Genomic DNA, 26,946 nt, shown 5'->3' on the forward strand with positions numbered 1-26,946 from the left:
AGGGGTTAGGGGTGGGTTTGTTTATTGCTTGATTAAAAATATTGTAACACTTTAGTTTTTTGAAAAATGTATTACCTATAAGCTCCGTAGGAGCAGCCTGTTTGTAGCAAAATAGAATATTATAACAGATCGTAGAGACAGGTTTGAAACCTGTCTCTGCAATTAGGAGCGACCTGTCTCTTGTAAATCCATATTAAACAGGTCTGCCTGAATACGGACAGGTCGCTCCTACGGAGCTATTTACCTTATTGAATTTTATTGCGCTACAAACAGACTGCCCCTGACGGGGCTACATGGTATTTTTTCTATAACGGGAATTTTTCAAAAAACTAAAGTGTTACAAAATATTGAAATTTATGAACGTAGATTTATATTATGCCTTGTAACACCTCCAAAATAACACAGATACTTGACGTCCGAAATCAAGACCTTTACTGGACATCTATTGAAATAGCTGCTAAAGCTTTGAGGAACGGCGGGATAGTGGCTTTCCCAACGGAGACCGTATATGGCCTGGGCGTTCATAAGGATAATCCAGAAGCTATCGAACGGCTTTATGAGGCAAAGAAGAGGCCTGCAGAAAAGAGGCTGACCCTGATGATTGCCGATATCGGGGAAGTGGAACTATACGCGGGCGCTGTTTCTGATGTGGCAAAAAGGTTGATGGAGTCTTTTTGGCCGGGTCCCTTAGCGATTATTTTTCCGCTGAAGGATGGCTCAGACATTTGCGTAAGATTGCCCGATAATGCCATCGCAAGAGACTTAATCCGCACCGCAAATATTCCGGTAGCAACTACCAGCGCAAACACTTCAGGGCATCCGCCGTCAACGGATGCATCACAAGTAACGGCATATTTTAAGGATGAAATCGACTTCATACTGGATGGCGGACCAACACCATCACACGAGCCTTCAACGGTTGTCAAAATAAAAGATGGAGTATGTGAGGTCGTTCGGCATGGCATTATTCCCGAAACAACTATTCGAAATTGTCTTAAAAAATATTGAGAATCGGGATAATTTTTTTGTACATTTTTTTATGGAAGATTGTGAAACGACAATGAAGATTGCAATAGCATCAGATCACAGAGGGTATGATTTTAAAGAACGTATTAAGGTAACATTGAAGGAATTAGGCCATTCCGTAACGGATTTTGGCACTTCATCAAAATCGGAGTCCGTGGATTACCCCGATTTTGGAATGAAGGCGGCGCTTTCGGTGGGACACGGGGAATGCGACAGGGGTATTTTAATCTGCGGCACCGGAATAGGTATGTCGCTTGTAGCAAACAAGGTAAGGGGCGTCAGGGCGACTTTATGCCACAATCTTTATACGGTAGAAATGAGCAGACGGCATAATGATGCCAATGTACTGTGCATCGGTGCGGATATTATCGACGAAGAACTTTTGGAACAAAAAGTAAAACTATGGTTAGAAACGCCTTTTGAAGGGGGAAGACACGCCCGCCGTTTGGAGAAAATAGTGGAACTGGAAAATGGAGGCGGAATTTAATTCCCCATATGGACTACCTCCACGCCATTTGGGATTGTAAAGGTGAATATTTTTGAGTCAAGCTGGCTGTTTACAATGATATCAGAAAGCGTGATGCCCATTGCGGTATTGTATGTGGGCCAACGGACGTCAATTCTTTGCGGCAGCCGGCAACTATCGAAATCAGAATAATCGGTAAATACTGCCTGCAGCCGGACAGAACCGTCCGGATTAAATGTTTCACATCGAAATGTATCCGTGTTACTCCTGTTAATCAACAATTTCCCTTTAAGATTTATTTTGCCTTCATTCGTATCTATCGCGTAAATGATCCAATAATAAGGCCAGATTTCCAATACCGTACTCTCGCCGCCCAGAATATTTTTAAGATTAAATAACCCTGCCATATCATTCGGTGAAATGCCCATTCCTGATGAATTCACTTTATGCAAGGCGTTGCTGGAACCTGTGTAAACCTTTTTTTCCGAGGGGACATAAATCCAAAAGGTATTGCCGTCGGTAGACATATCAAATAGGGTAGTCGCCAGTTTTGAGCCAATGACACGCAGATGATTTGGCGTTTCATACACTATCAGGCCGGTGCATGTAACAGGCCCTTTTGATTCAGGCGCGGTTAAGGTTATTTTTGCCTTTGCCCGAAGCGTAGTAAGTTTAGAGTTGTTGTCAATTAACACCTCTTTTATTTGTTGTACCGAAAGGTTTTGCGCTTCCCCCCCCGTGCTATTCAGTATGGCAGAAGTATCTTCCCAAATCGATCTTTGCATAATCGCTGATTTGCTGCCTGCGCAACCGGACAGTAGGATGACAAAAAGAAATACACTTTTAATTATAGATAACTTCATTGCAGATTTTAGTACCTTATCAGTAATTTCTTTGCACACTTCCATTCGTCAGTGCGTGCTTATTGGTAAAATATTTACTTGTTCCTTCTGCAGCCGACAGTCTGCAAATTGCCGATTGAGGACTGAGGACTGCAGACTGTTTTCCTGCTGCTATAAAAGCCATTCTCCCGTAAAAACTTCAGCAGCAGCGCCTGTCATATAAACATTTTCATCTTCCACCCATTCCAGTTCCAGATCCCCGCCTGGCAAGTGTGCCAAAAGTTTACGTTCTGTCAGGTTGTTAAGAACGCCGGCAACGCAAACAGCAGAAGCGCCTGTTCCGCACGCCAGGGTTATGCCCGATCCACGCTCCCAGGTGACCATTGTAACCTCTCCCGGATGGTGAACCTTTACAAAATGGACATTTGTCCTTTCGGGAAAGACGCGATGGTGTTCAATTGCCTTTCCATCTTTTTCTATATGGAGTTGCTTTAAATCATCAACGAAGATTACGCAATGAGGATTTCCCATGGAAACGCAGGTAACCCGAAATGAAGTATTTTCATTAAGCACGAGCATTTCGTCTACTACTTGCGTTTCAGCGCCAACCATTGGTATTTCCGGTCTCATCAGCTTCGGCCTTCCCATATTTACCCTTGCGCTACAGACCCTTTCATTTTTCGTATACAGCTCAATGGTTTTAATGCCTGCCAACGTTTCTACTGTAAGCGGGTTCTTTCTGACCAGTGCATGATCGTAAACGTACTTTGCAACACAACGGATTCCATTTCCGCACATTTGCGCTTCACTGCCATCCGCATTAAAGATACGCATTTTACAATCTGCTATCTCTGACGGCAATATAAGTATTAACCCATCGGACCCCACTCCAAAGTGCCGGTCGCTTATTTTTTTTGACAGCCCGACGGGGTCCTCAACTACTTCATGAAAACAATTAACATAAACATAATCGTTGCCTATTCCATGCATTTTTGTGAATTTCATGATAACCCTTAAACAATTTTATTTTAAAGAGAATAAACGTTCGTACAATACAAACATTTTTTGTAATAGTTCCGTCCCCTTTCCATAAGGGACTTGAAGGGGATTGGGATTTTCTATTATACCGTGGCAGTCGGCAGTCGGCAGTCGGCAAATTGCAGATTGAGAACTGAGGACTGAGTATGGTATTCATATTATATAGTATTACCATGTAAAAACTTCTTTTTTTGTAACATTTTAGTCTTTTGAAAAACGTATTACCTATAAGCTCCGTAGAAACAGCCTGTTTGTAGCAAAATAGGATATTATAACAGACCGTAGAGACAGGTTTGAAACCTGTCTCTACAATTAGTAGCGACCTGTCTCTTGTAAATCCATATTAAACAGGTCTGCCTGAATACGGACAGGCCGCTACTACGAAGCTATTTACACTATTGAATTCTATTGCGCTACAAACAGACCGCCCCTAACGGGGCTACATGGTATTTTTTCCATCCCATAAATTTTTCAAAAAACTAAAATGTTACCTTTTTTTGTAAGTTTTCCTTCGTACTACTATCCCCCAATCTTTTGTTTTTTATGCTCGTTTTTCAAAATGCATAACCGTAAGGCATTGATTAGATGAGGCTTACGTAAAGTTTAGGAGTTCAGGAGTTAACTCTTTAACTCTACGACTCTCTTTGTGGTTAAAGGACAGACGTACGGCCGTGCGTCTATACATCAATATATTTATATTGACATCTCCTGCTTACCTGCTTACGATTCACCCAATTACCCAACTATGGATTTTTAAAATGTCTTTATCTAACAATGCAAGCAAAATAATTCATTTCAGAAGCCCAATAGATCATGGTGAGAAAAAAAACTGAAGCTGAAAAAAAGAAGCCAGCGCAGACTGGGAAAAAAGAGGCACTCGCCAAGGAATCAAAAGTCCAAGCCAAAAAAGCTGTTACACCTACCGTAGCAAAAACGGCTATGCCAAAAACAAAAACGATAGCACCGGCAAGGGATGAAAAGGTTATAAAAGAACAAACTATGACATTCCCCATTGTCGGAATCGGCGCTTCTGCCGGCGGGCTTGAGGCGCTCGAAGGTTTCTTTTCCAACATGCCTGACAATAGCAACCTTGCCGTAGTGGTTATCCAGCATCTGGCGCCTAAATACAAGAGCATTATGGCAACACTGCTAAATAAATATACCACAATGAAGATACTGGAAATCAACGATGGAATGCGGGCGTTACCAAACTGCGTTTATCTTAATACTCCGGGGATGGACGTTGCTATTATGAACCGGACCTTTCAATTGATACAACCTCTTGAACCACATGCCTACAGACTGCCTATTGATTTCTTTTTTCGTTCCCTTGCAGATGATCTGGGAGAAAAGGCCATCTGCATCGTGCTTTCAGGAACGGGCACCGACGGCACCCTGGGGCTTAAAGCAATCAAGGGCGCAGGGGGAATGACCATGGCGCAGGACGAAACCGAGGCAAAATATGACAGCATGCCCAGAAGCGCGATAAACACCGGTGCGGTTGATCTTGTCCTGCCAGTGGAAAGAATGCCGGGAGAACTGCTAAAATATATTAAACACCCCTATATTGATAGCGTCAGGTCAACGGGCGCCACGGAAGAAAAATATCAAAACAATGTAACAAAAATACTCCTGCAGATTCGCAACCATACAGGACAGGATTTCTCCCAGTATAAACAAAATACGATTCGGAGAAGGATTGAAAGACGCATGGCCGTTCATCAGATAGATAAAATTGCAGATTATCTCAGTTATATCCGGGAAAATACGGCTGAAATAGGAATTCTTTACAAAGACCTGCTCATAGGGGTTACCAATTTCTTCAGAGACAAGGACGCCTTTGATCTCCTGAAAAATACGGTAATCTCCGAGATCATACAGAGAAAACAGACAAACAGTGCTTTACGCGTCTGGGTGGCTGGCTGCGCCACAGGCGAAGAGGCATATTCCATTGCCATACTCATCGCGGAAATTATGGAAAAGAAACAGCGGCAGTGTAACGTACAGATATTTGCAACCGATATAGACTCGACGGCCATCGAATTCGCGCGCGCGGGTATCTACCCTGACAGTATTGCCGCGGACGTCTCCAAAGAACGGCTGAAACAGTTCTTTATAAAAGAAGACAACTCCTACAAGCTAAAAAAACGGATACGCGAAATGCTGGTTTTTGCCGCTCAAAGTCTGATAAAGGATCCTCCTTTTTCCAGGCTAGACCTTGTATCATGCAGAAACGTGCTGATTTATATGGACGCCTCGCTGCAAAAAAAGATACTGTCGGTTTTTCACTATACCCTGAATAAGGATGGGTACCTTTTCCTCGGGTCATCTGAAACCATTGGTAATTTTACCGATCTTTTTTCAACTGAAAATGCGAAATGGAAAATCTATAAACGTAAAAGCGGCGTTATCGAAAAGGGCGTGGATCTTCCTGCCTTGCCAACGAAGGGAGTCTTTCAATCAGACCGGAAAGAAGAAAAAAAGGATTACGGAGAAATCAATATTATTCAACTTGCGGAAAGAGAGATTCTTAACAAATATGCCCCGTCGTTTGCACTGATCAATGAAAAACATGAGATTCTTTATGTTAACGGCAATATACACAAATACTTGCTAACGCCACCCGGTGTCCCCACCTTCAATATATTAAAAATGGCGCACGAAGACCTGCGTTATAAACTGAGCGCCATTCTCCATAAAATTTCCAGAAGGAAAGAAACTATCATAGAAAAAGAGGTGAAGATACGAGACAATGAACATTTCCTGACGATTGACCTGACCGTCAAGCCACTTAAAACCGGAATAGCAACTGAAGGGCTGACGATGATCATCTTTGATGAAAAATTACCGGCTGAAAAAGCGCGGAAAAAAGGAAAGGCCTCCTTAAAAATCAGCAAAGAAGACCCACAGATTACAAAACTCGAATTAGAATTGAAATCGACAAAGGAATATTTACAGGCAACCATCGAGGAACTGGAAACTTCGAATGAGGAGATGAAATCTACCAATGAAGAATTGCAGTCCACAAACGAGGAACTGCAGAATAAGTTAAATGAATTATCACGTTCCAATAACGACCTCAACAACCTCCTTGCAAGCACTGAGATAGCAACCATATTTCTTGACACGAAACTGAATATTGTCCGTTTTACCCCGATGCTGACAAAACTCTTTAATATGCTGCTGTCGGATATTGGCCGTTCGATAGGCGACATCACCGCAAAATTCAATACGGACACCCTCAGGGATGACTCGGCAGAAGTGCTTAGAACGCTGGTCAAAAAAGAATGCCAGATACAGACAAAGGAGCAGGCGTTTTATAACATGCGTATCTTGCCCTATCGCACAGTAGATAATGTAATAGATGGCGTAGTTATCACATTTATTGACGTTACAAAAATTAAAAATACAGAAGATGCTTTACGCCTGATAGAGAGTAGGTTCGACATGTTGAATCAGTCTTCGCTATTCGGCATTGTGCTCTTTAATCCGGAAAGCGGCGTTATCGTGGATTATAATAAAAAATTTGAGGAACAAACCGGCAGAAGCCTTAAGGAGCAGCATACGTACAAAATATGGGATTGTTTTTCACCGGAAAAGACAAAGAACCCGGCAGAATTCTTTCAAGGGTTGTCAAAGAAAAATGAAACGGTTTCTATGGAAATGAATATTCGAAGACCTGATGGAGTTATTGTTCCCGTGTGCTTAATGAGTACTGTTATAAAAACCTCGAAAAATATATATGTTCAATGCGTTGTAAAAGACCTGACTGACCCGTTGCGAACGTAGCACATATAGCCAAACAAATAGTAAGTAACACTTTAGTTTTTTGAAAAATGTACTACCTATAAGCTCCGTAGGAGCAGCCTGTTTGTAGCAAAATAGGATATTATAACAGATCGTAGAGACAGGTTTGAAACCTGTCTCTGCAATTAGGAGCGACCTGTCTCTTGTAAATCCATATAAACAGGTCTACCTGAATACGAACAGGTCGCTCCTACGGAGCTATTTACCTTATTGAATTTTATTGCGCTACAAACAGACCGCCCCTAACAGGGCTACATGGTATTTTTTCTATCCCGGGAATTTTTCAAAAGACTAAAGTGTTACTATAGTAACACTTTAGTCTTTTGATACTGTAAATTATCATTTGTAGTGCGACGAACCTCGTCGCACTACATGAATTTAGTTGGCTTAGATATTCAAATGAGGAACGAACAGCAACGGGAGCATTCCCGCTTTATTGCAAAAAGCAATTATTAGGGGGGGTAATAGTAACATAGAGACAGGATTTCAAACTTGTCTCTACCGTTGAAAATGAAGGTATTAACCCTGTCAGGGTTAATACTCTGCCGGTTTATAACCATTTTATTTTTTGTCGTACCAACATTTCATAAAGGATGGCAAAAATGGGAAAAAAGCCTCCCGAAAATAAAACAGACGCCGAACTCCGCAGAAAAGCATTAGAAAAGCTCAACCCCTATACAATACCAGTCGAGAACCTTTCGGAAGCGGAAGTCCGTAAACTTGCCCATGAATTACAGATTCATCAGATCGAGCTTGAAATGCAGGCGGAAGAACTTCGCAAATCCCAAACCCTGCTTGAAGAATCCAGGCAAAAGTATTTAAACCTTTACGACCTTGCCCCTGTAGGATATTTTACCCTTGATGAAAAAGGCTTCATCCATGAGGTAAACTTTGCAGGTGCTTTTATGTTGGGGGCGGAGCGGCATTCGCTGATAAACAAACCCCTGTCTAAATACATCGTAAGAGAGGATGCCGATCTCTTTTACCTGCATCGTAAAAGGGTGTCTGAAACGGGAAACAAAGAAACCTGTGAACTGAGGATGCTTAAAGGAGATCAACCGTTTCATGCGCAGCTTGAAAGCCGTGCTATTCCGGATTCCAAAAATAACATTAACCAGTATCTTATCATCATAACCGACATTTCAGCACGTATAGAGGCACAGATAAAACTGAAGGAAATAAATGAGACGCTTGAGTATCAAATAAAAGTACGTACAAAAGAACTCCTGCAGTCAAAGAAATTAGAATCAATGGGCATTATGACAACAGGCGTCGCGCACGGGTTTAACAATATCCTTGCAATCATAGACGGAAAGATACAGATGTTGATGCGGGAAAATAAAGGCAGAGAGAAGTTACTGGAAGAGTTGCGTTTGATACGCAGCTCTGTCAAGGATGGCGCTGAAATTGTTCGCCGTATGAATAAATTTACCAAAGTAAAGGAAGATCGTGACTGGTTTGTAGCAATTGACTTATGTGAAGAGATAAAAAGCACGATTGATTCTACACATCCGGGATGGAAGGAGTGTGCAGAGAGAGAAGGAATCGCCTATACCATAAATTTGGATGGTGTTAAACACGTTTCATGCATAATGGGCAATCCTTTGGAATTGCGGGAAGTATTGATTAATATCATCAAGAATGCCTTTGACGCCATGCCGGGGGGAGGAACGCTTTCATTTTCTACAAGGGAAGAAAACGGAAGCGTTGTTTTGGAGATTTCAGATACAGGCATTGGCATGGACGAAGAAACGCAGACAAAAATCTTTGACCCCTTTTTTACCACCAAGGAACGTGGCACTGGATTGGGAATGAGTATTGTTTATGGGACTGTCAAACGGCATGGTGGCAAAATAGCGGCGCAAAGTCAAAAGGAAAGAGGCAGTACCCTTATCCTAAGCTTTCCCGCAGCGAAGGAGTCGCCGGGTATTACAAAGAGTGATCATGAACCTGGCAAAGTGACGCCAGAGAAAAGGGGACTGAGAAACGGCATCCTTATCGTAGATGATGAAGCAACTATTGGAAAAGTATTGAGCAGCTTCCTTACGGGAGAAGGCTATAACGTTGTTTTTATCGATAATGGCGCCGGGGCGTTGGATCTTCTAAAAAAGGATGAATTTGATCTCGTGCTGTGCGACCTGGGCATGCCTGATATATCAGGGTGGGATATTATGAATGTAATAGCTGATATGGCTAAGAAACCAAAGATCGGCATAATAACAGGATTCCTGAACGCTTCGGATGACTTTCCGGGCAATAAGATAAAAGCGGATTTTGTTATCAACAAGCCATTCGAATTAGATAATCTGCTACACTCAATTAATGATTCATTAAGAGATTGATATTGCAATCCCTGCATAAATGATATCGTCGGGTAAGAAACGCGCCCTGAATATACGTTTAGAAATTTCAAGGTTTGTATCATAACATGCCAGACAATGCCCGAAAGCCCACTTTCCTCTCGTTCACAAGTGCCGGCTTCGAATCAAACCCTGACAGGGTTTTGAACCCTGTCAGGGTTGTGCTTGCTCGAATAGGAAAAAAGAATGGATGCGCCAATGCTATGGATTTTGGTTTGACAACGAATATGGCAAACCATAAAATGCCGACATTAATAGAGCAAAGAGAAAAATAAATTTTAGACCAAAAAATAAATGATAAAATAGCACATGGAATTCGATTGGGACCCCGGCAAATCAGATGCTAACTTCAAAAAGCATGGCATAACTTTTCATGTGGCAGCAACAGTATTTGGTGATCCATTGGCAATTACTTTTAGCGATCCCGACAATTCAATATGAGAGCACAGATTCTTAACTTTTGGCTATTCCAGAGAGAGTCAATTGCTGGTTGTCGTTCATACGGAACGGCATGGAAAAATAAGAATAATAAGCGTAAGGAGTGCAACAAGACACGAAAGGAAAATATATGAAGAGGGTTAAACCTGAAGAAATGCGTAAGGAGTACAAACGGAAAGATTTGGGCAAGGGAATAAGGGGCAAATATTTCGATGAATACAAAAAAGGGACCAATCTTATTCTTCTAAGCCCTGATGTGGCAGAAGTATTTCCCGATGACGCTTCGGTCAATGAATCCCTGCGTAGTTTGATGAAAATAGCACGTCAATCGACAGGTCTTACAAAGCGCTCCACCTGACCGCTATTCCGCTGCGTTCCTACACTGCGATTATTGGAATTTTTCAAAAAACTAAAGTGTTACTATGTTTTGGATTTGTTTTGAATTTTATGCTTTGTTAATTCGGATTTGTTTCGTATTTCGTATTTCGTATTTCGTATTTTTTATTTCTTGATCTCAGACGTTTGTACAACGGAAAATCCACAATGGGGGGAAATACCAGTGCGAGTTTTTTTAACAGGCGTGGGTTGTGTAGGCAAGACGACGACCGGCAGGGCGTTGGCAGATCTTCTGTGTGTAAAGTTTTTTGATGTAGATGATGAAATCGAGACCTTCTTTGAGATAAGTATCGAGCGACTACAGGCAAGATTCCTTACTGTCCACTCCTTTCGAAATGAGGCTGCAAAGGCACTGATTCATCTGCTGAATCGTCCGGACAGCCGCAACAGCGTAATCGCCCTGCCACCGAGTGGACTGATGGGAGGGTATCTGCGGGCTGTTAAGAAGTCCGATGGCTTATCATTGTACTACACGACACGCCGGAGAATATCCTGGAGAGAATCAGGTTCTACGACATAGACTCGAAACCGATGGAGAAACACGTAACCACTGAAGAGAAACGCCTGTACCAGAAAGAGATCAAAAAGTACATCACATTTTTCCGCAAGAGTTACGAACGTGCTCATTTGCAGATTGATATATCGGGTCTTAGTGTTAAGCAAGCAGCCGCCAGGATAAAAGAGGCCTTGGAAATGTTCGACAATAAGGTACGGTGAAAAGCCATTGTTGGATTTCGCTGACCAATCCAACGTAACTGCCCCTACTGGATGAAAGGCGTTAGTACCTTATCGGTAATTTTTTCGCATTTTTTGGCAAAATATTTAACAGTCCCTTCTGCCGTCGGCAATCGGCAAATTGCAGATTGAGGACTGAGGACTGTTTTCGCGCTTGTTTGGTTCTGGCTATACCAACTTAGGCGTTAAGAAACATTGGATAATAATTATGATTAATCTTCTACAACTAAAACCTAAAATTGAAAGCATTTGTCGGGTATTGCCCATAAAACGACTGGATCTTTTCGGCTCTGTTTTGACTCAAAACTTTGCACCAGGCAGCGACGTAGACGTTTTGGTGCTTTTTGATTCGGATGAAAACATTGATCTTTTTGATAAATACTTTGAATTAAAAGAACAACTGGAAAAAATATTTAAACGGAAAGTAGATCTTGTTGTAGACAAACCATTTAGAAATCCTATTTTCAGGAAATCAGTTGACAAGACAAGGATTGCCATATATGAACGATGAAATACTTAAAAATCTCATCGACGTCCTCCATGCAGCAGAAGAGATACAGAGATTTACCCATGAAATGGATTTCAAGGCATATAAAAACAGTCCCGTTACACAAAGAGCGGTTGAGAGAGATTTTGAGATTATTGGGGAAGCCCTTAATAGAATCCGGAAAATTGATGCGGAGTTTATCGAAAGAATTTCTGAACATTACCGTATTATTGGTTTCAAAAACATATTAATACATGGTTATGACATAGTAGATGAAATGATTGTTTGGAAGGCTGTTAAGAACCATTTACCAATTTTGATCAAAGAAGTACGTGAAATAGTAAATGCCTAAGCTGACAACGCCAGAACCAAACAAGCACGAAAACAGTCCTCAGTCCTCAGTCCTCAATCGGCAATTTGCAATTTGCCGACAGTAGACTGTCGACGGGAGCATTCCCGATTTTTTGTAAAAATGTCATTAGCAGGGGGGGGAAGAATAGTAACTCAAGCTTCCAGCTTGAGGGTAAAATACCACAAGCAGGATGCTTGTGTTACAATGTACAATTAGTTAACCAAAAATCGGGAATGCTCCTGTTCAAACTATATCCCCCGGCGGGGGTGCAGGGGGTGGACCGGATTTCTCCCTCGATTCAACTACCCCTTTATTATGAAAACAAATTTAAACCTCTTTCCCACGCTCCGCAGACAATTCCACCCCCTTAATCCCCCGCCAGCGGGGGACAGGCTTGCCACATCCCTTGCAGCTTTCATGCACTTGTGGTGTTGATCCGGGTGCATTCCCGGTTTTTTGTGACTTCTGCCATGTTTTTAATGAAACGTACAGTAGTATTAACCCCTGGCAGCGTTGTTTTGCCCCAATCACACAAACGGTTACAAAAAATCGGGAATGCTCCTCTGCCGACTGCAGAAGAGAGCATTAAATATTTTGCCAAAAAATGCGAAAAAATTACTGATAAGGCACTAACATTCCCCTCCGCCCGACCCGTGCCAACAATGTCACCTGGCTTTTCAGCATCCCTCTTATCATGTTTCTTATGAAAAAAGACCTCTTGAAGTATAATTTAATATTTGACAAAATCGGCATATACCTACTATAATTTCTTCTTTGTTTTATATTAAGTCACGTATTTACTGAAACTTACAAAATTGACACGTACCTTCATTGTCCCCGGTTTTTCAAATATCCTGCATTCCTAAAAATTTCGTGAACTTTTTCTGTAACGTTGAGACCATATCATTGTTCATTTTTATTTTCTTAGATTCACTATATTTATGATTAAAAGACGCAATACGCGAACGGTCAATGTTGGCGGAGTATTGATGGGGGGGAACAGCCCGATTTCCGTGCAAACAATGACGAAGACCCACACGGAGGATATTGACGCGACAGTTAAACAGATTAAAGCGCTGGAAGCTGCCGGTTGCAATATCGTACGTGTTGCCGTTCCCACAATTGTTACCGCAAAATGTCTTGGCGCTATTAAACGGCAGATAAACATACCCCTTGTTGCAGATATACACTTTGGACATCATCTTGCCCTTGAAGCCATTTCACAGGGAGTTGACAAGATACGGATCAACCCCGGCAATATGAAAGACCGGAAAAAACTGGAAGAAATAATAAAAGCCGCAAAGGGGAAGGGTATCCCTATCCGTATAGGCGTTAATTCCGGTTCAATACGGGACGTAGGGATACATGAGGAGCTGACGGCTTTAATGGTCAAAACCGTTTTGCAGTATTGCGAGCATTTTGAATCGATTGGTTTCAGGGATATTGTATTGTCATTAAAGGCGTCTGACGTGCCTTCAACCCTGGAAGCATACCGTTCAATTGCAACACAATGCGATTATCCATTACATCTGGGCGTTACCGCGGCAGGCCCTCCAAGTCTGGCAACCATTAAATCCGCAATCGGTATCGGCGGATTACTTTCAGAAGGCATTGGCGATACGTTACGGGTTTCCTATACCGGCGCATCGGAACTTGAAGTAGAGGCAGGCTTTGACATCCTCGAAGCGCTCGGGCTTTACAAGCGGCGGCGTGCGGATCTTATTTCCTGTCCAACGTGCGGCAGGTGCGAAATCGACCTTGTTAAAATTGTTGAACAGGTAAGACACCGTCTGCCAAACGACAAAAAACATCTTCAGATAGCCATTATGGGGTGTATAGTAAATGGGCCTGGAGAGGCAAGGGAGGTCGATATCGGTATTGCCGGAGGCAAGGGATTTGGGTTTCTTTTCAAAAAGGGAGAAAAGGTAAGGAAAATACCGGAAGATCGGATGGTGGATGAGCTTTTGGAAGAAATTTCCCTTATGAAATAATAATGAAAAACGTTGCTATCCTTGGCTCTACAGGTTCTATCGGAAAAAATGCATTACACGTTGTGCGTAACTTAAAAGACTCCTTCAGGGTAACCGGGCTTTCCAGTCATTCGCAGTGGGAATTCCTTGCCCGGCAGGCGGAAGAATTTAATCCATCGCACATAGCGCTGAGCGACCTCCAATTAGCCGGAAAACTGAAACAACACCTTTCGGGCAAGCAGATAGAAGTAATCAGCGGAAATAATTGCCTCAAAGAGATTGTTTTAAAGAGCGAGGCGGATATTGTGGTTTCAGCGGTAGTTGGCGCAATCGGATTATCCGCCGCTATAGCAACTGTACAAGCGGGGAAAATCCTTGCCCTTGCCAACAAAGAAGCCCTTGTTATGGCAGGGAATATTGTCATTCCGTTGGCAAAAAAGAATCAGATACTGCCGGTGGATAGTGAACACAGCGCAATATTTCAAGCCCTCCAGTCCGGCAGGCAGAACGAAATCAGGCGTATTATCATTACCGCTTCGGGAGGCCCTTTTTATGATTTTCCCGCCGATACACTTGCAGATGTAACACCTGCTCAGGCGCTTAAACATCCGACATGGCGCATGGGGCAGAAAATCACCATCGATTCTGCGACGTTAATGAACAAGGCCCTTGAAATTATTGAGGCAAAGTGGCTGTTTAATCTGGAGGCTGACCAAATTGATGTGGTAGTACATCCGCAATCGATCATTCATTCTATGGTGGAATTTTGTGATGGCTCAGTCATTGCCCAAATGGGCATGCCGGATATGAAGGTCCCGATTCAATACGCCTTAACGTTCCCTGAAAGGGCGTGTCTTAATGCTGAACCGCTGGACTTGCCGCGCATAGAAAATCTTACCTTTAAAAAGCCGGATAGGGAAAAATTTCCCGCTTTAAAGCTCGGCTATCTTGCGGTCAGAGAGGGCGGCACTATTGGCGCTACGCTAAACGCCGCAAACGAAGTCGCCGTGCAGGCCTTTCTTGAAAAGAAAATTCGTTTCACCGAAATAGCCTCCTTTGTGGAAAAGGTTATAAATCATCACCATTTTATTAAAGACCCTTGCCTGGAAGAGATTCTGGCGGCAGATGCATGGGCAAGACAGGAGATTAAAAAATGCCTTACTTAAATGTTTCAACAAACGTAATTCTCGTTATTGCAGGCATCGGACTGCTTATTTTTATCCATGAGCTGGGCCATTTTCTCATGGCAAAAAAAATTGGCGCCCGTGTCCTGGCCTTTTCACTGGGATTTGGCCCTGCCATATTGAAAAAACAATGGGGTGAAACCGAGTATCGGTTGTCCCTTTTTCCGCTTGGCGGATACGTAAAACTGGCAGGAGAAAACCCTGACGAGGAGAAAACCGGCGCTTCCTATGAATTTTCCTCCAAAAGTATAGGGCAACGTGCATCGGTATTGGTCGCCGGCGTTGCGTTAAACGCTCTTTTGGCATTCGTTGCCTTTATTGTCGCATTTCAGATAGGGGTGCCTTTTATTACTTCCGAAGTAGGAGATGTTATCCCAGGCCAGCCCGCCTGGCAGGCAGGGATACAGAAAGGCGATAAAATTACAGAAATCGGGGGCATTGATGACCCTGATTTTGAAGACATTTTTACTGTCGTCGCGTTGAGCAACACCACTACCGGCATACCCATCAAGGTGAAGAGAGGCAACGATATTTTCCGTACAGAGGTAATACCGATGTATGACCAGGAGCATGGCCTTCAACGCATCGGAATAATGCCCGCGACCAGCCTGGAGATTGATAAAATATTTGCCTTTGAAAATAATGAGTCGCCTGCAAGGGACGCCGGAATACAGGTAAAAGACCTTGTCGTGGCAGTAAACGGCAAAAGGATAACCTCTGAATCGGAATTTCGTGAAGTAGAATCACAGAGCGCAGGCAAAGAAATAACCCTTACTCTGTTGCGAAACGGCGAAGAAATAAAGGTAAAAGTAACTCCATCTAAAATATCACGGTGGATGCTTGGTTTGTCCGGCGCTTCTTCCATTATAGACGGCGTGAAATATAAAAGTATTGCCAGTAAAGCAGGATTGATGAAGGGTGATGAAATAATTGAGGTTAATTCCAATCCCATTATTGGCTTTACCGGTTTTAAGAACACATTCATGGCGTACGAAGATAAAACATGCATCCTGACCGTAAAGAGAAACAACAAGATTATATTAGTTTCTGTGCCGTTAGAAGATGCTGGCGCAAAAGAAGAATTTTTAAAAAGTATTACTCCCTTTTACGGACTGACAATCGATTCCGTTGTCCCGGGATTTCCTGCGGAAAAGATAGGATTGCAACCCGGCGATAAAATTATTTCCCTGAATGAAAAAGAACTGCATCACTGGAACGAACTCCTTCTGGCGGTAGTATCGGGACAGGGAAAACCCATCACCCTTGGGTGGATGCGGGGGACTGAAAAATTAACCTCTGCCATAGCACCGCAAAAAAATGGTGAAACAGCGGCAGGAAGCATTGGCGTGAAATTCAGAGAAAAAACAGAATTTAAAAAATATGGGCTTATTGGGTCATGCGTAGTAGGCTTTAAAAAGGCTGTTATCAATGTACAAAGACTGTATCTTACGTTAAGAGGGTTCTTTTCCCAAAGACTTTCAACCAAAAACGTCGGTGGATTCATCCTTATTGCCCAGGCATCATACGAATCCGCAAAAGTAGGCATGGGGAAATTGGTATATTTTTTAGGGATTTTAAGCCTTCAGCTTGCGCTTTTAAATATCTTACCGGTGCCAGTGCTGGATGGCGGACATTTATTATTCTTGTTAATTGAAAAAATCAAGGGTTCTCCGGTCAGCCAGAAAACGCTATCAATTGCCCAGTATATTGGTTTCGCCATGATTATTTCACTGGTTATTTACGCCACACGCAATGATATTATGCGGCTGTTTACGTTGTAGGAAATACGTACGAAGTACGGTTTACGATTGTAACGGGAGCATTCCTGATTTTTTGTAACAGTTTAGATTTTTGGAAAAACAAAAATGCTCGTTCCCAAGCTCCGGCTTGGGAACGTAATTGCGTTGGAAGCTCTAGCTTCCATTTAGCCGGCAAGCGAAGCTTCGTGTATTATTCGATTCAAAAGAGGTTTCCAAATATCTTGGGTAACATACTGAAAAGCCTCCAAACTGACAACATGGGTTCATTCCCTTTTCCATTCGAAGCTGGAGCTTCTCAAACAAATCCGTTCCCAAGCCGGAGCTTGGGAACGAGCGGTTTTTTTCAATATATTACGCTGAATAGTTACTTACGATTTTAGCTTTGGGATTTGGGGTTTTAAATCGTAAATCGTACTTCGTACCACCAACTAAAGAATACTACAACTTTTTATCATTTCAATAAATGCCTCAATACGGGTTTTCATTGACCCATCCAATGGGCCTGGACGATCGCAATCGAGGGTAAGGATCGGCAGTCGTATATTTTTCCTAATAATCTTGTCCTGAATATGCCTATGGCAAAAACTTTGCACATAATGAATGATGCCATGGATTCTTCTTTGCCTTACCGCATCTTGAATATCCTCTAAACGCGAAAAAATATCGTATGGATAGGTATAGCGGCTGTACTGTTCCACAAGGGTATCTGACTGGTATGGCATACTGAACTGACGCTGAATTTCGTTAAATACTACCTGTACGCCAAGGGAGGAAAGAAAGTGGTACAAATCTTCACAAATGGGGGGTATTCCGACAACTCCGAGCCTTATTGCATGTTTGATTGGCTCCCGTCCGGATACCGATTTAAGAAATTTCCCTGCAAGTTCCCCAAATGTCTCAAAATCTCCCATGAAGTCGCTCGTCGATACTGTCCACAGGTGGTTTTCATCGCCTGTGACAACATTCTCCACCCATGTAAGCCGGTCAATTTCGTGTACTATGCTTCTCACCGAATCCAGACGCTTCTTTGTTTCTTCCGCTCTCCAGTAAGAAACTCCCAGGTTTGCGGCAAGCGACTCCATTTGATCACGCAGAAAGGATGTATCCGCTTTACTATGGGGATAAGCGAAAGGAATGGTTTTTATGCCCTCCGACAAAAAAACCTCCATAAGCGCCTGATTATTACTGCAATCACCCTGAATCACGCTGATAATCTTTCGGATTGAGTATTTTTTCACAGCGGAATACATGCCCTTGATCCATGCGCATGTGTTTCTGGGCAAACCAGCCAGCTCCGCATCCTCTATCATTTTATTTGGCGCAATATCGCAAATGAATATATTGTTAAGATCGATAGGCACATATCCTGCGGCAAAGACGATCTCTATGGGGATGGTGGACGTAATCCCTATGATTTTGTCCGCTGGAAATTTCCCGGGATCGGGAAGATAAGGAAGTAAATTGTCGTTAGACATAAGATGCATGTTTTATAAAATGCTGCCGTTTTAGATTTACGATGTACGAGGCACGATTTTTAAATCGTACTTCGCACATCGTAAATCGTACATCATACTGGCGCATGCCTCTAAAGCGGGCAGCAGGGATGTATCATTATTCTTTTTCCGTTGGAGTCTTTTCTCCGGTAGGTTTATTGAGTTCTTCTAAGAATTTTTTCAGGTCATCACCTTCTATTACCTCTTCTTCGATGAGTTTTTTTGCCATTCTCTGCAAAATCATCTTTTTTTCAAGCAGTATTGTTTCGACCCGCTGGGACGATTCGTCCATTATTCTTTTGATTTCTAAATCTATTTCCCGCGCCGTTTCTTCGCTGTATTCTTTTTCAAAGGAGAGTCCGTAAAGCGATTGCCTGTCGCCTTGATCAAAAGCAACCTGTCCCATTTTTTCGCTCATGCCGTATTCCTTAATCATCATTCGGGCGATTTCTGTCGCTTTTTTCAGGTCGTTCTGGGCGCCGGTTGATATTTCATTAAAAATAATCTTTTCCGCAGATCTGCCTCCCAGCAATATTGCTATTCTGTCGAGAAGTTCTGACCTTGTCATCAAATAGCGGTCTTCCGTAGGTTTCTGCAAGGTATAACCAAGGGCGCCGATACCCCTTGGGATCATCGATATTTTCCGGACAGGGTCAGCATTTGGAATCATGCACGCTACAAGGGCATGGCCGGATTCATGGTAAGCGACGATTTCCTTCTCTTTCAGGTTCATAAGACGCTTCTTCTTTTCTAACCCTGCCATAAGCCTATCAATTGCCTCTTCAAATTCAGGCATGCCTGCGGCTTTCTTGTTTCTTCTTGCGGCAAGCAATGCGGCTTCATTGATAAGGTTTGCAAGGTCTGCGCCGACAAATCCCGGCGTCATTGCGGCAACAGCATGTAAGTCCACTTCTTTTTCCATCTTTACGTCTGCGGAATGTACCTTGAGTATTGCTTCGCGTCCGTGCAAATCCGGCCTGTCAACTACCACTTGCCGGTCGAATCTGCCTGGCCTTAAAAGGGCTGAATCCAATATTTCAGGACGATTTGTAGCCCCCATGATAATTACGCCTTTATTGGAATCAAAACCATCCATTTCCACCAGCAACTGATTTAATGTTTGCTCACGTTCGTCATGCCCCCCCATGGGGTTTTGCCCCCTGGCCTTGCCAAGGGCGTCAAGTTCGTCAATAAAAATAATGCATGGCGCTTTTTGGTCTGCCTGATTAAACAAATCTCTCACCCTTGCGGCGCCCACGCCAACAAACATTTCTACGAATTCAGAGCCGCTCATGTTGAAAAAAGGGACACCAGCTTCCCCTGCCACGGCTTTTGCCAACAGGGTCTTTCCTGTTCCCGGAGCACCGACAAGCAGTACTCCTTTTGGTATCTTGCCGCCTATGGCACGAAATTTTTCAGGGGTTTTCAGGAATTCTATAATTTCCTGCAATTCCTCTTTTGCCTCATCTATGCCTGCTACATCGTCAAATGTAACATTTAAGTCTTCCTGGACGTAAAGGCGTCCCCTGCTCTTGCCGAAAGTCATGATGCTGCTGGCAGGCCCGAATCTTTTAAATACAAAGCGCCAGATCAAAAACAGTATTAATAAGGGGACTATCCATGAAAAGAAAAATGTTTTCAACCAGGGGCTTTCGTACTGTCCTTCGTATTTCACCCCCATTTTTTCTAATTCGCTTACCAGTTCAGGGTCATCTATCCGCGCCGTAATAAAGATTGCGTATTTGTTAGTGCCGCGTTCATATTCCTTTAATTTGCCTTGAATAGCCGCATGGGATATATGACATTCCAGTATCATATCTTCGCGCAATAATTTCTTAAATTCGCTGTACGAGATATTCCTTACCCCGGGGTTCATTAAATACATTTGGATAAGTATGAGAAACCCAAAAGCCATAATAATGTGCCAAATAGAAAACTTTTTCGGCCTTTTAAACTTCATTTTTTTTAAGTCTTTGAACATTTACACTCCTATGGTTGATTATTCAAAAGAACATGCTATAAACAGATAAAGAATTTATGGTCAGACGACATCTTTGTTACGTCTCTCCGTTCAGCCGGTTTGAAATGTATGCGGAATACAACTTGGTAGAGACGCACGGCCGTGTGTCTAATTCTACCAGAAAGCGCTGTATCACTCAAAAAAACTTTATGATATTTGTAAAATGGTAATTGTCTGTCACTGTGAGTGCAGAAGGAATCCGCATTGAAGAACGGACATAATCGGAGCATTTGCAAGAGAGGAGCAGCAATTAGTACTTTATCAGTAATTTCTTTGCATTTTTTGGCAAAATATTTAATGGTGAAAACGAAATGCTATATTTCAATCCTCCCACCTCCAAAGGGTGACAACCATTCCCTGCACCCCCAGCGGGGAGACATTCTCCCCCTTTGGAGGGGATAAGGGGGGGGAGAGTTTTGAAATTTGTTTCGTATTTCGTATCATATTTTCGTAAGGTGCATTCCCGATTTTTTGTAAAAAAGCTTATTATTTATGCAGGATGGACTACTCGGCGCTGACCTATCAATAAACTACACCGGAAAAAATGAATATCGAAGGATAAGAAAACTTCGTAATTCGAAATTCCTTGTTCTGCGGTTCGATATTCTCTTTTCATCCTACTAAAATGACTGGTTACAAAAAATCTGGAATACACCCTTTGCTATAAACGGTTGCTGGTCTTTCCTCACTTGAAATATCTAAGCCCACTAAATTCATGTAGTGTGACGAGATTCGTCGCACCAAAAAAAGTTGTGAGATCAAGGAATAGGGTCTACCCAAAACAATGCGACGAATCTCGTCGCACTACAAATGATTATTTCCGGTTTCAAAATACTAAAGTGTTACAATTTTTATGTATTATAAGGGCTTATACACCATACTCAAACCCTTAGTTACATAGAGGTCATGGACGAAACGGACAAGACAGGGTGCGTCTCTGAATCTCTCAATACCTTGCCGTCTTTCAGCATTATCATTCTGCGTGTGTATCCTGCGATATCTTCTTCATGTGTTACGAGTACAATGGTAAGATTCATTTCACTGTTCAGTTTGCAAAGGACGTTCATTACCTCTTTGCTGGTAGCGCTATCAAGATTGCCGGTAGGCTCATCCGCGAGAAGCAGGGAAGGGCTGTTGATAATTGCCCTTGCAATCGCGACACGTTGCTGCTGGCCGCCGGAAAGCTGGCTGGGATAATTTTTATGGAGTCCTTCAAGGCCCAGTATCCGGATTGTTTCGTAGATTTTATGTTCGGAGCTTTTCGTTAGTTTTTTCGCGTAAATAAGCGGGAGTTCTATATTTTCCAAGACAGTTGTTCTTCCAAGAAGGTTGAAACTCTGAAATACAAAACCGAGTTTTTTGTTCCGGATCTCCGCCAGTTCATTCTTTGAAAAACGTGAAACATCTACCCCTTCAAAAAAGTATCTCCCTTTCGTAGGGAGGTCCAGACATCCGAGTATATTCATTAATGTGGATTTTCCAGAACCAGAAGCCCCCATAATGGAAACAAACTCTCCCTTTTTAATGGAGAGAGAAACATTGTTTAAAGCCGTAAAGGCAATCTCCCCCATTTCGTATATTTTATAAATGGAATCTAATTGTATTATATCCTGCATATATCATAAGCTGGCATAGCCAGCGCCAAACAATAATGAAATAAAAAATACGAAACAAATTTCGGGTTTCACCATTAAATATTTTGCCAAAAAATGTAAAAAAATTACCGATAAGGCACTAGCGCCGGCCTCCCCCCATTCTGGTCCAGGGAATCTGTTGGGAACTTTTCGCGGCGGATTTATCGGTTATCTCCGCAACGACAACTTCATCCCCTTCTTTTACTTCTCCCCCAACAATCTCCGTAAAATCGTAATCGCTTATTCCGGTTTTTATCATCACCATTACCGGTTTTCCGTGTTTCAGTATCCAGAGAGGGGAATATTTCTCTCCATCATATTCGCCTCCTTCCGGTTTACCGGTTTTATCTCTTATGGTTTTTGATGGAGTGAAACGTAACGCGGTATTTGGGATGCTTAATACGTTTTTTGCTTCTGCCACTAAAATGGAAGTATTTGCAGTCATTCCCGGCTTGAGTTTTAGGGAAGAGTTGTCTATGCTGACAATGGTATCGTAGGTTACGACGTTTTGAAAAATAACCGGCGACATACGAATTTCTGTTACCTTGCCATCAAAAACGTCTTCAGGGAAGGCGTCAACATTAAATCTTGCACTTTGCCCCACTTCAACCATGCCGATATCCGCCTCATCAACGTTTGTATTCACCTGCATACTGACAAGGTCTTTGGCTATTGTAAATAATGTGGGCGTCTGAAAACTGGAGGCCACCGTCTGGCCAACGTCCACTTCCCTTGAAATCACTATGCCGTCAAGAGGAGAAACAATTACCGTGTACCCCAGATCGGTTTTTGCTATTGCAAGGGACGCCTCTGCCTGCATTATTTCAGCTTTCGCAAGTTCAGCGTCTGCAAGGCTTGTCTCGTAAACGGTTCGGGACTCATCAAATTCATCAATGGAAATGACCTGTGTTGAGAATAATTTTTTCGCGCGATGATATTTCCTCTTGCTGTTTCTTAAGACAGCATTCGATCTTTTTAGTTTTGCAAGCGCTGTTGCAAGGGCTGCTTCCGCCTTCCGTACCTGATGCTCGAAGGGCGTTGGGTCTATCTGCGCCACGATCTGACCCGTTTTCACCTCGGAATTAAAATCTGCGTACAGCTTTGAAATAAGGCCTGAGACCTGACTGCCGATGATCACTGTTCTTACAGGATTTATTGTGCCTGTGGCAACCACATATTTCTGAATATCGCCCTTAACAATTTTAGCCGTCTCAAACCTGACGGTTTCTTCTTTTTTAAGCAGGTAAATTACGGTTACTATGATTACCAATACGCATGGTATGCCAATATAAATGTACTTTTTCATATCTGCTAGAAGATAATAAATATTGATACGTATGGCAATTATAATTTTACCCTGCGTTCCCGAAGGGAATGGATTTGACAGTCTGAGGCCGGAGGTCGGAAGTCAGAGGTCAGAGGTCAGAGGTCAGCGAGAACAGTCCTCAGTCCTCAGTCCTCAGTCCTCAATCTGCCGACTGACAACTGTAGACTGTAGACAAGGTACTAAGGCACTGTAAATAAATAAAGGTATCAAGTAGATCAATTTCATGCTCTGGAAACATGCAATCAAGGCTTCAAAGTGAGACGTTAATTTATTTACAGCGCCTAAAGTAAATAATCTAACCGGTCTTTAAACATTTCCACGACCTTCGTCTTTATTTTTTGATGTTCTTCCGCAGAAAGAGAAGGGTCACGGCAAACAATTTCAAACGCATCTTTCCGGGCTTTTTGTAGTAGGGAGAAATCATGAAAGATATTGCTTATCTTTAATTCCGGCAAACCATGCTGCCGCGTGCCAAAAAACTCTCCGGGGCCTCTCAGCCTGAAATCCATTTCCGCTATTTTAAACCCGTCAGACGTATTTACCATTGTTCTAAGCCGGTCACGCGACAGGGCTGTTTTTGGCGTACCAAAAAGCAGGCAATATGATTGTTTACCGCCTCTTCCTATTCTTCCGCGCAATTGATGCAATTGCGCCAGGCCGAACCGTTCCGCATGTTCAATAACCATTATAGTGGCATTAGGGACGTCAATGCCCACCTCAATAATTATCGTGGAAACTAAAATATCATACCGCCTTTCTTTGAAATCGGCCATTGCCTGCTCTTTTTCCGCAGATTTCATCTTGCCGTGAAGTAGTCCTACTTTGCATTCGGGAAATATTTCGTTCCGCAGCCTCTCTGCTTCAGTGATGGCTGATTTTAAATCCAGTTTTTCCGAGTGTTCCACAAGTGGATAGACGACAAATACCTGCTTTCCTTTTGATATTTCACCCCGGATGAAATCGTAAGCGGCTTTTTCTTTATTTTTTGAAACCCAAAATGTCTTTACCGGAATACGGCCCGGAGGCATTTCGTCCAGCATTGAAATATCCATATCGCCAAACAGCGTAAGCGACAACGTACGGGGGATTGGCGTCGCCGTCATAATAAGCACATCAGGGCTTGCTCCCTTTTTCCGCAGTTTAAGGCGCTGCAAAACGCCAAATTTGTGCTGCTCGTCGATCACCACCAGTCCCAGTTTTTTAAACGAGACGGATTCTTCTATGATTGCATGCGTCCCGACAATTAAATCTATCCCGCCATCGCTCACCTGGGCAATGACATTTTTTTTATGTGTTGCATTGCCGCTGCCGGTTAATAAACAGACCCTGACCTGCGATCCTGATAAGAATTTTTGCAGCGTGCGAAAATGCTGTTGTGCCAGTAGTTCCGTGGGTGCCATAAAGGTCGCCTGATATCCGTTTGCTACCGCAATTAAGGCTGCATATAAAGCAACCACCGTTTTACCGGAACCAACATCCCCCTGAAGCAATCTGTTCATGGGCTTGTCACTTTTCATATCTTCCCTGATTTCATAAATTACCCTTTCCTGCGCTTTCGTGAGGGTAAAGGGGATAATATTCCGAATGTGGGCGTCCACATTCGCCCCTGCTTTAAAGGGGATTCTAGTCTCTCCTTTAATACGGTAACGCCTGAGTGCCATTGCCATCTCAAGGCAAAACAGTTCCTCATAAACCAGCCGGTTTTTGGCGCGGTTTAAAAGCTCCATTGAAGGAGGGGAATGAATATGTCTTATAGCGTCCGCTACGGGAAGAAAATTGTATTTTTTTATGAGGGGCAGAGGCAAGGCGTCCTCAAGCAAATCCACATATTCCTGTATTGCAGCGTGGATAATTTTTCGTAATTGGGACTGGCTTATGTGTTCGGTAAGAGGGTAAACGGGAATAATACCCCATCCACTCCCGCCTGCCTGCCTATCGCTAATAATCTCATATTCCGGACTGAGCAATTGGAGATATTTATACGAATTGACCTTTCCGTGCAAAAACAGGCGATCTCCGATGCGAAATTTATTTACCAGAAACGGTTGATTAAACCATGTGGCGGCTATTACGCCTGTTTCATCGCTCACGAAAACTTCCAGAATGGTCTTCCCCATTCGGGCAACCCTGTTTTGTATGCCGTTAATAGTGCCTTGAATGGTAATGCTGTCGCCTGTCTTCGCTTCAGCAATCTTCTGTATTTTAGAAAAATCATTGTAGTCGCGGGGGAAGTAATAGAGTAAATCATGGACCGTTTGTATGCCTAATCGTCCGATAATTTTGCTTCGTTTAGGCCCTATGCCGTTAAGATATTGGACTGGTTGGAGTAATGAGTGACTCAAGGTTATCCTATGGCATCTATCTTTGCGGCAAGGATAAAATCGCTTTCAGTAAGTCCCTGTATCTTATGTGTATAAACCTTGATTTCCACCTTCCCCCACGTCAGGCATATTTGGGGATGATGCCCCTGTTCTTCAGCAATTTCCCCCACTTTGTTTGTAAAGGTAAGCGCAGTTTTGAAATCAGGAAATTTAAACGTCTTGTATAAATGATGCTCTTCAATAACGTCCCACCCACGCAGGTGTTTCTGCAATTCCTTAAGTGCGCTGCCCTTTAAAGGCAGCACCCCTACCTGACAGGGTACACACTTTTTTGATGCGAGTTCTGACATTTTAATATCCTCCTAAAAAAAGTAAAAAAAACGTAACTTCTCAGTAAGTTGAGGTTTTTATAATAATTTCTACCTTGAAAAGTCCCGGATCGTCAAATCCTTGTGCTCGTAGTGTAGCAACAACATATCCTGCTGGCCTGCGGCCTTCCTGTAAGACAAGTTCCCGTGTATCACGTATGTATTCACAATACTGAAGCAGTTCTTCGTACGGAGAATTGATGATGAGTTTATTAATATTTTTCATGGATTGTTTTTAAGGAAAGGTATTTCTTCAAGTTTGATTATGAGAGACGGAAGGTCTTTAGTAACCGTCTGCCAGACAATATCCAGATTTATATCAAAATAGGCGTGAATCAGCCGGTTTCTCATGTTAATTATGCTTTTCCATGGGATATGAGAAAACCTCTCACGACAATCCTTTGAAACATTAGCGGCAGCCTCTCCTATAATCTCAACATCCTTAACCAGGGAAAGCACCAGCATACGGTTTTTGTCGAGTGACTTTCTGGCCTGCCCTTGAGCAAAAGAAACGGCCTCTTTCGCGGCATCGAGTATATGATGCATCCGTACAATATCTTCTTTACTGCACATATTGCACCTCTGCCGACTCGACTACCTCCTTGCGGAAATAGCGGCTTAAATCTTCCGGTGTCCGCAAGTCCACGTTGCGCCCGATGATTTCGCTTAATTCGATCTCCATGCCAGATAAGGTTATGAGACCCGGAATATGCTCCGGCTCAAACTCAACGAGAAGGTCTATATCGCTTTCTGGTCCAAAATCGCCATGCAGGCAGGAACCGAACAAAGACAGCTTGCGTATATGATGCCGCTTACAGAATTCGGCGATCTTGTCTTTTGGCAGTACTATATGGTTTTTTCTTTCCATCAGCTATTTCTCCCTTCCCATGCGATTATTGTGACCTGATATCTATAGTAAACG

At 42.8% G+C, this 26,946-nt stretch carries 22 protein-coding genes and 2 pseudogenes; 13 read left to right on the plus strand and 11 right to left on the minus strand.

Annotated elements, in window-relative coordinates:
* Positions 1–375 precede the first annotated feature (375 nt).
* Both KSMBR1_RS06665 and rpiB read left to right on the plus strand, forming a co-directional pair.
* Entirely contained in the window at positions 376–1,008 is a 633-nt protein-coding gene (locus tag KSMBR1_RS06665) for an L-threonylcarbamoyladenylate synthase (protein ID WP_099324612.1), read from the plus strand.
* A 52-nt stretch (positions 1,009–1,060) separates the two neighbouring features.
* A complete protein-coding gene (rpiB, locus tag KSMBR1_RS06670) occupies positions 1,061–1,513 on the plus strand; it encodes a ribose 5-phosphate isomerase B (RefSeq protein ID WP_099326998.1) in 453 nt (150 codons plus the stop codon).
* Here the strand turns inward: rpiB and KSMBR1_RS06675 are convergent.
* Together KSMBR1_RS06675 and dapF are read right to left on the minus strand one after the other, a co-directional pair.
* The gene (locus KSMBR1_RS06675; RefSeq protein WP_157820427.1) at positions 1,510–2,277 is read right to left on the minus strand and encodes a LolA family protein; all 768 of its coding nucleotides are present in this window, start codon (positions 2,275–2,277) and stop codon (positions 1,510–1,512) included. The two genes, rpiB and KSMBR1_RS06675, sit on opposite strands and share 4 nt — an antisense overlap.
* Before the next feature lie 228 nt (positions 2,278–2,505).
* A complete protein-coding gene (dapF, locus tag KSMBR1_RS06680) occupies positions 2,506–3,339 on the minus strand; it encodes a diaminopimelate epimerase (RefSeq protein WP_099324614.1) in 834 nt (277 codons plus the stop codon).
* Between the two features lie 846 nt (positions 3,340–4,185).
* Between dapF and KSMBR1_RS06685 the strand changes: the two genes are divergently transcribed.
* From KSMBR1_RS06685 to rseP, 11 genes and pseudogenes are all read left to right on the plus strand, one after another.
* Positions 4,186–7,161 carry a CheR family methyltransferase gene (locus KSMBR1_RS06685; RefSeq protein ID WP_099324615.1) on the plus strand — a complete coding sequence of 992 codons (2,976 nt, stop codon included), beginning with the start codon at positions 4,186–4,188 and terminating at the stop codon, positions 7,159–7,161.
* 620 nt (positions 7,162–7,781) lie between these two features.
* Positions 7,782–9,521, plus strand: a complete 1,740-nt coding sequence (locus tag KSMBR1_RS06690; protein ID WP_169703894.1) for a hybrid sensor histidine kinase/response regulator — start codon at positions 7,782–7,784, stop codon at positions 9,519–9,521.
* Positions 9,522–9,848: 327 nt separating this feature from the next.
* A pseudogene (locus KSMBR1_RS23250) lies at positions 9,849–10,121 on the plus strand (BrnT family toxin).
* Entirely contained in the window at positions 10,108–10,335 is a 228-nt protein-coding gene (locus tag KSMBR1_RS06705) for a hypothetical protein (RefSeq protein WP_099324618.1), read from the plus strand. The pseudogene KSMBR1_RS23250 and the gene KSMBR1_RS06705 overlap by 14 nt, the downstream one beginning before the upstream one ends.
* A gap of 201 nt (positions 10,336–10,536) precedes the next feature.
* Positions 10,537–10,893, plus strand: a complete 357-nt coding sequence (locus tag KSMBR1_RS06710) for a shikimate kinase (RefSeq protein ID WP_157820428.1) — start codon at positions 10,537–10,539, stop codon at positions 10,891–10,893.
* A gap of 11 nt (positions 10,894–10,904) precedes the next feature.
* Positions 10,905–11,090: a hypothetical protein gene (locus KSMBR1_RS06715; protein ID WP_099324620.1), complete on the plus strand. Its 186-nt coding sequence runs from the start codon at positions 10,905–10,907 to the stop codon at positions 11,088–11,090.
* 226 nt (positions 11,091–11,316) lie between these two features.
* Positions 11,317–11,619: a nucleotidyltransferase family protein gene (locus tag KSMBR1_RS06720; RefSeq protein WP_099326999.1), complete on the plus strand. Its 303-nt coding sequence runs from the start codon at positions 11,317–11,319 to the stop codon at positions 11,617–11,619.
* Positions 11,609–11,947: a HepT-like ribonuclease domain-containing protein gene (locus KSMBR1_RS06725; RefSeq protein WP_099324621.1), complete on the plus strand. Its 339-nt coding sequence runs from the start codon at positions 11,609–11,611 to the stop codon at positions 11,945–11,947. Before KSMBR1_RS06720 ends, KSMBR1_RS06725 begins: the two co-directional genes overlap by 11 nt.
* A gap of 941 nt (positions 11,948–12,888) precedes the next feature.
* Positions 12,889–13,938: a flavodoxin-dependent (E)-4-hydroxy-3-methylbut-2-enyl-diphosphate synthase gene (gene ispG, locus KSMBR1_RS06730; protein WP_099324622.1), complete on the plus strand. Its 1,050-nt coding sequence runs from the start codon at positions 12,889–12,891 to the stop codon at positions 13,936–13,938.
* Between the two features lie 2 nt (positions 13,939–13,940).
* Entirely contained in the window at positions 13,941–15,083 is a 1,143-nt protein-coding gene (locus KSMBR1_RS06735; RefSeq protein WP_099324623.1) for a 1-deoxy-D-xylulose-5-phosphate reductoisomerase, read from the plus strand.
* Complete coding sequence (gene rseP, locus KSMBR1_RS06740) at positions 15,071–16,882, plus strand: RIP metalloprotease RseP (protein ID WP_099324624.1); 1,812 nt, start codon at positions 15,071–15,073, stop codon at positions 16,880–16,882. Before KSMBR1_RS06735 ends, rseP begins: the two co-directional genes overlap by 13 nt.
* Before the next feature lie 407 nt (positions 16,883–17,289).
* On the opposite strand, the gene KSMBR1_RS06745 is transcribed toward rseP, so the two are convergent.
* From KSMBR1_RS06745 to KSMBR1_RS06785, 9 genes and pseudogenes are all read right to left on the minus strand, one after another.
* Positions 17,290–18,336, minus strand: a complete 1,047-nt coding sequence (locus KSMBR1_RS06745) for a 2-hydroxyacyl-CoA dehydratase family protein (RefSeq protein ID WP_099327000.1) — start codon at positions 18,334–18,336, stop codon at positions 17,290–17,292.
* Between the two features lie 136 nt (positions 18,337–18,472).
* Entirely contained in the window at positions 18,473–20,335 is a 1,863-nt protein-coding gene (gene ftsH, locus KSMBR1_RS06750) for an ATP-dependent zinc metalloprotease FtsH (RefSeq protein WP_099324625.1), read from the minus strand.
* Positions 20,336–21,267: 932 nt separating this feature from the next.
* Complete coding sequence (locus tag KSMBR1_RS06755; RefSeq protein ID WP_099324626.1) at positions 21,268–21,990, minus strand: ABC transporter ATP-binding protein; 723 nt, start codon at positions 21,988–21,990, stop codon at positions 21,268–21,270.
* 118 nt (positions 21,991–22,108) lie between these two features.
* On the minus strand, positions 22,109–23,314 hold the full coding sequence (locus tag KSMBR1_RS06760; protein ID WP_099324627.1) for an efflux RND transporter periplasmic adaptor subunit: 1,206 nt from the start codon (positions 23,312–23,314) through the stop codon (positions 22,109–22,111).
* Positions 23,315–23,616: 302 nt separating this feature from the next.
* On the minus strand, positions 23,617–25,677 hold the full coding sequence (gene recG, locus KSMBR1_RS06765; RefSeq protein ID WP_157820429.1) for an ATP-dependent DNA helicase RecG: 2,061 nt from the start codon (positions 25,675–25,677) through the stop codon (positions 23,617–23,619).
* A 2-nt stretch (positions 25,678–25,679) separates the two neighbouring features.
* Positions 25,680–26,006: a 4a-hydroxytetrahydrobiopterin dehydratase gene (locus KSMBR1_RS06770; protein WP_099324629.1), complete on the minus strand. Its 327-nt coding sequence runs from the start codon at positions 26,004–26,006 to the stop codon at positions 25,680–25,682.
* A gap of 64 nt (positions 26,007–26,070) precedes the next feature.
* A pseudogene (locus KSMBR1_RS06775) lies at positions 26,071–26,250 on the minus strand (hypothetical protein); the annotation flags it as partial.
* A complete protein-coding gene (locus tag KSMBR1_RS06780) occupies positions 26,247–26,597 on the minus strand; it encodes a HepT-like ribonuclease domain-containing protein (protein ID WP_099324631.1) in 351 nt (116 codons plus the stop codon). The pseudogene KSMBR1_RS06775 and the gene KSMBR1_RS06780, both read right to left, overlap by 4 nt.
* Positions 26,587–26,892 carry a nucleotidyltransferase family protein gene (locus tag KSMBR1_RS06785; protein WP_099324632.1) on the minus strand — a complete coding sequence of 102 codons (306 nt, stop codon included), beginning with the start codon at positions 26,890–26,892 and terminating at the stop codon, positions 26,587–26,589. Before KSMBR1_RS06785 ends, KSMBR1_RS06780 begins: the two co-directional genes overlap by 11 nt.
* Positions 26,893–26,946: the final 54 nt, after the last annotated feature.

Origin of the sequence: Candidatus Kuenenia stuttgartiensis, assembly GCF_900232105.1 — a bacterium.
Classification (GTDB): Bacteria; Planctomycetota; Brocadiia; order Brocadiales; family Brocadiaceae; genus Kuenenia; species Kuenenia stuttgartiensis_A.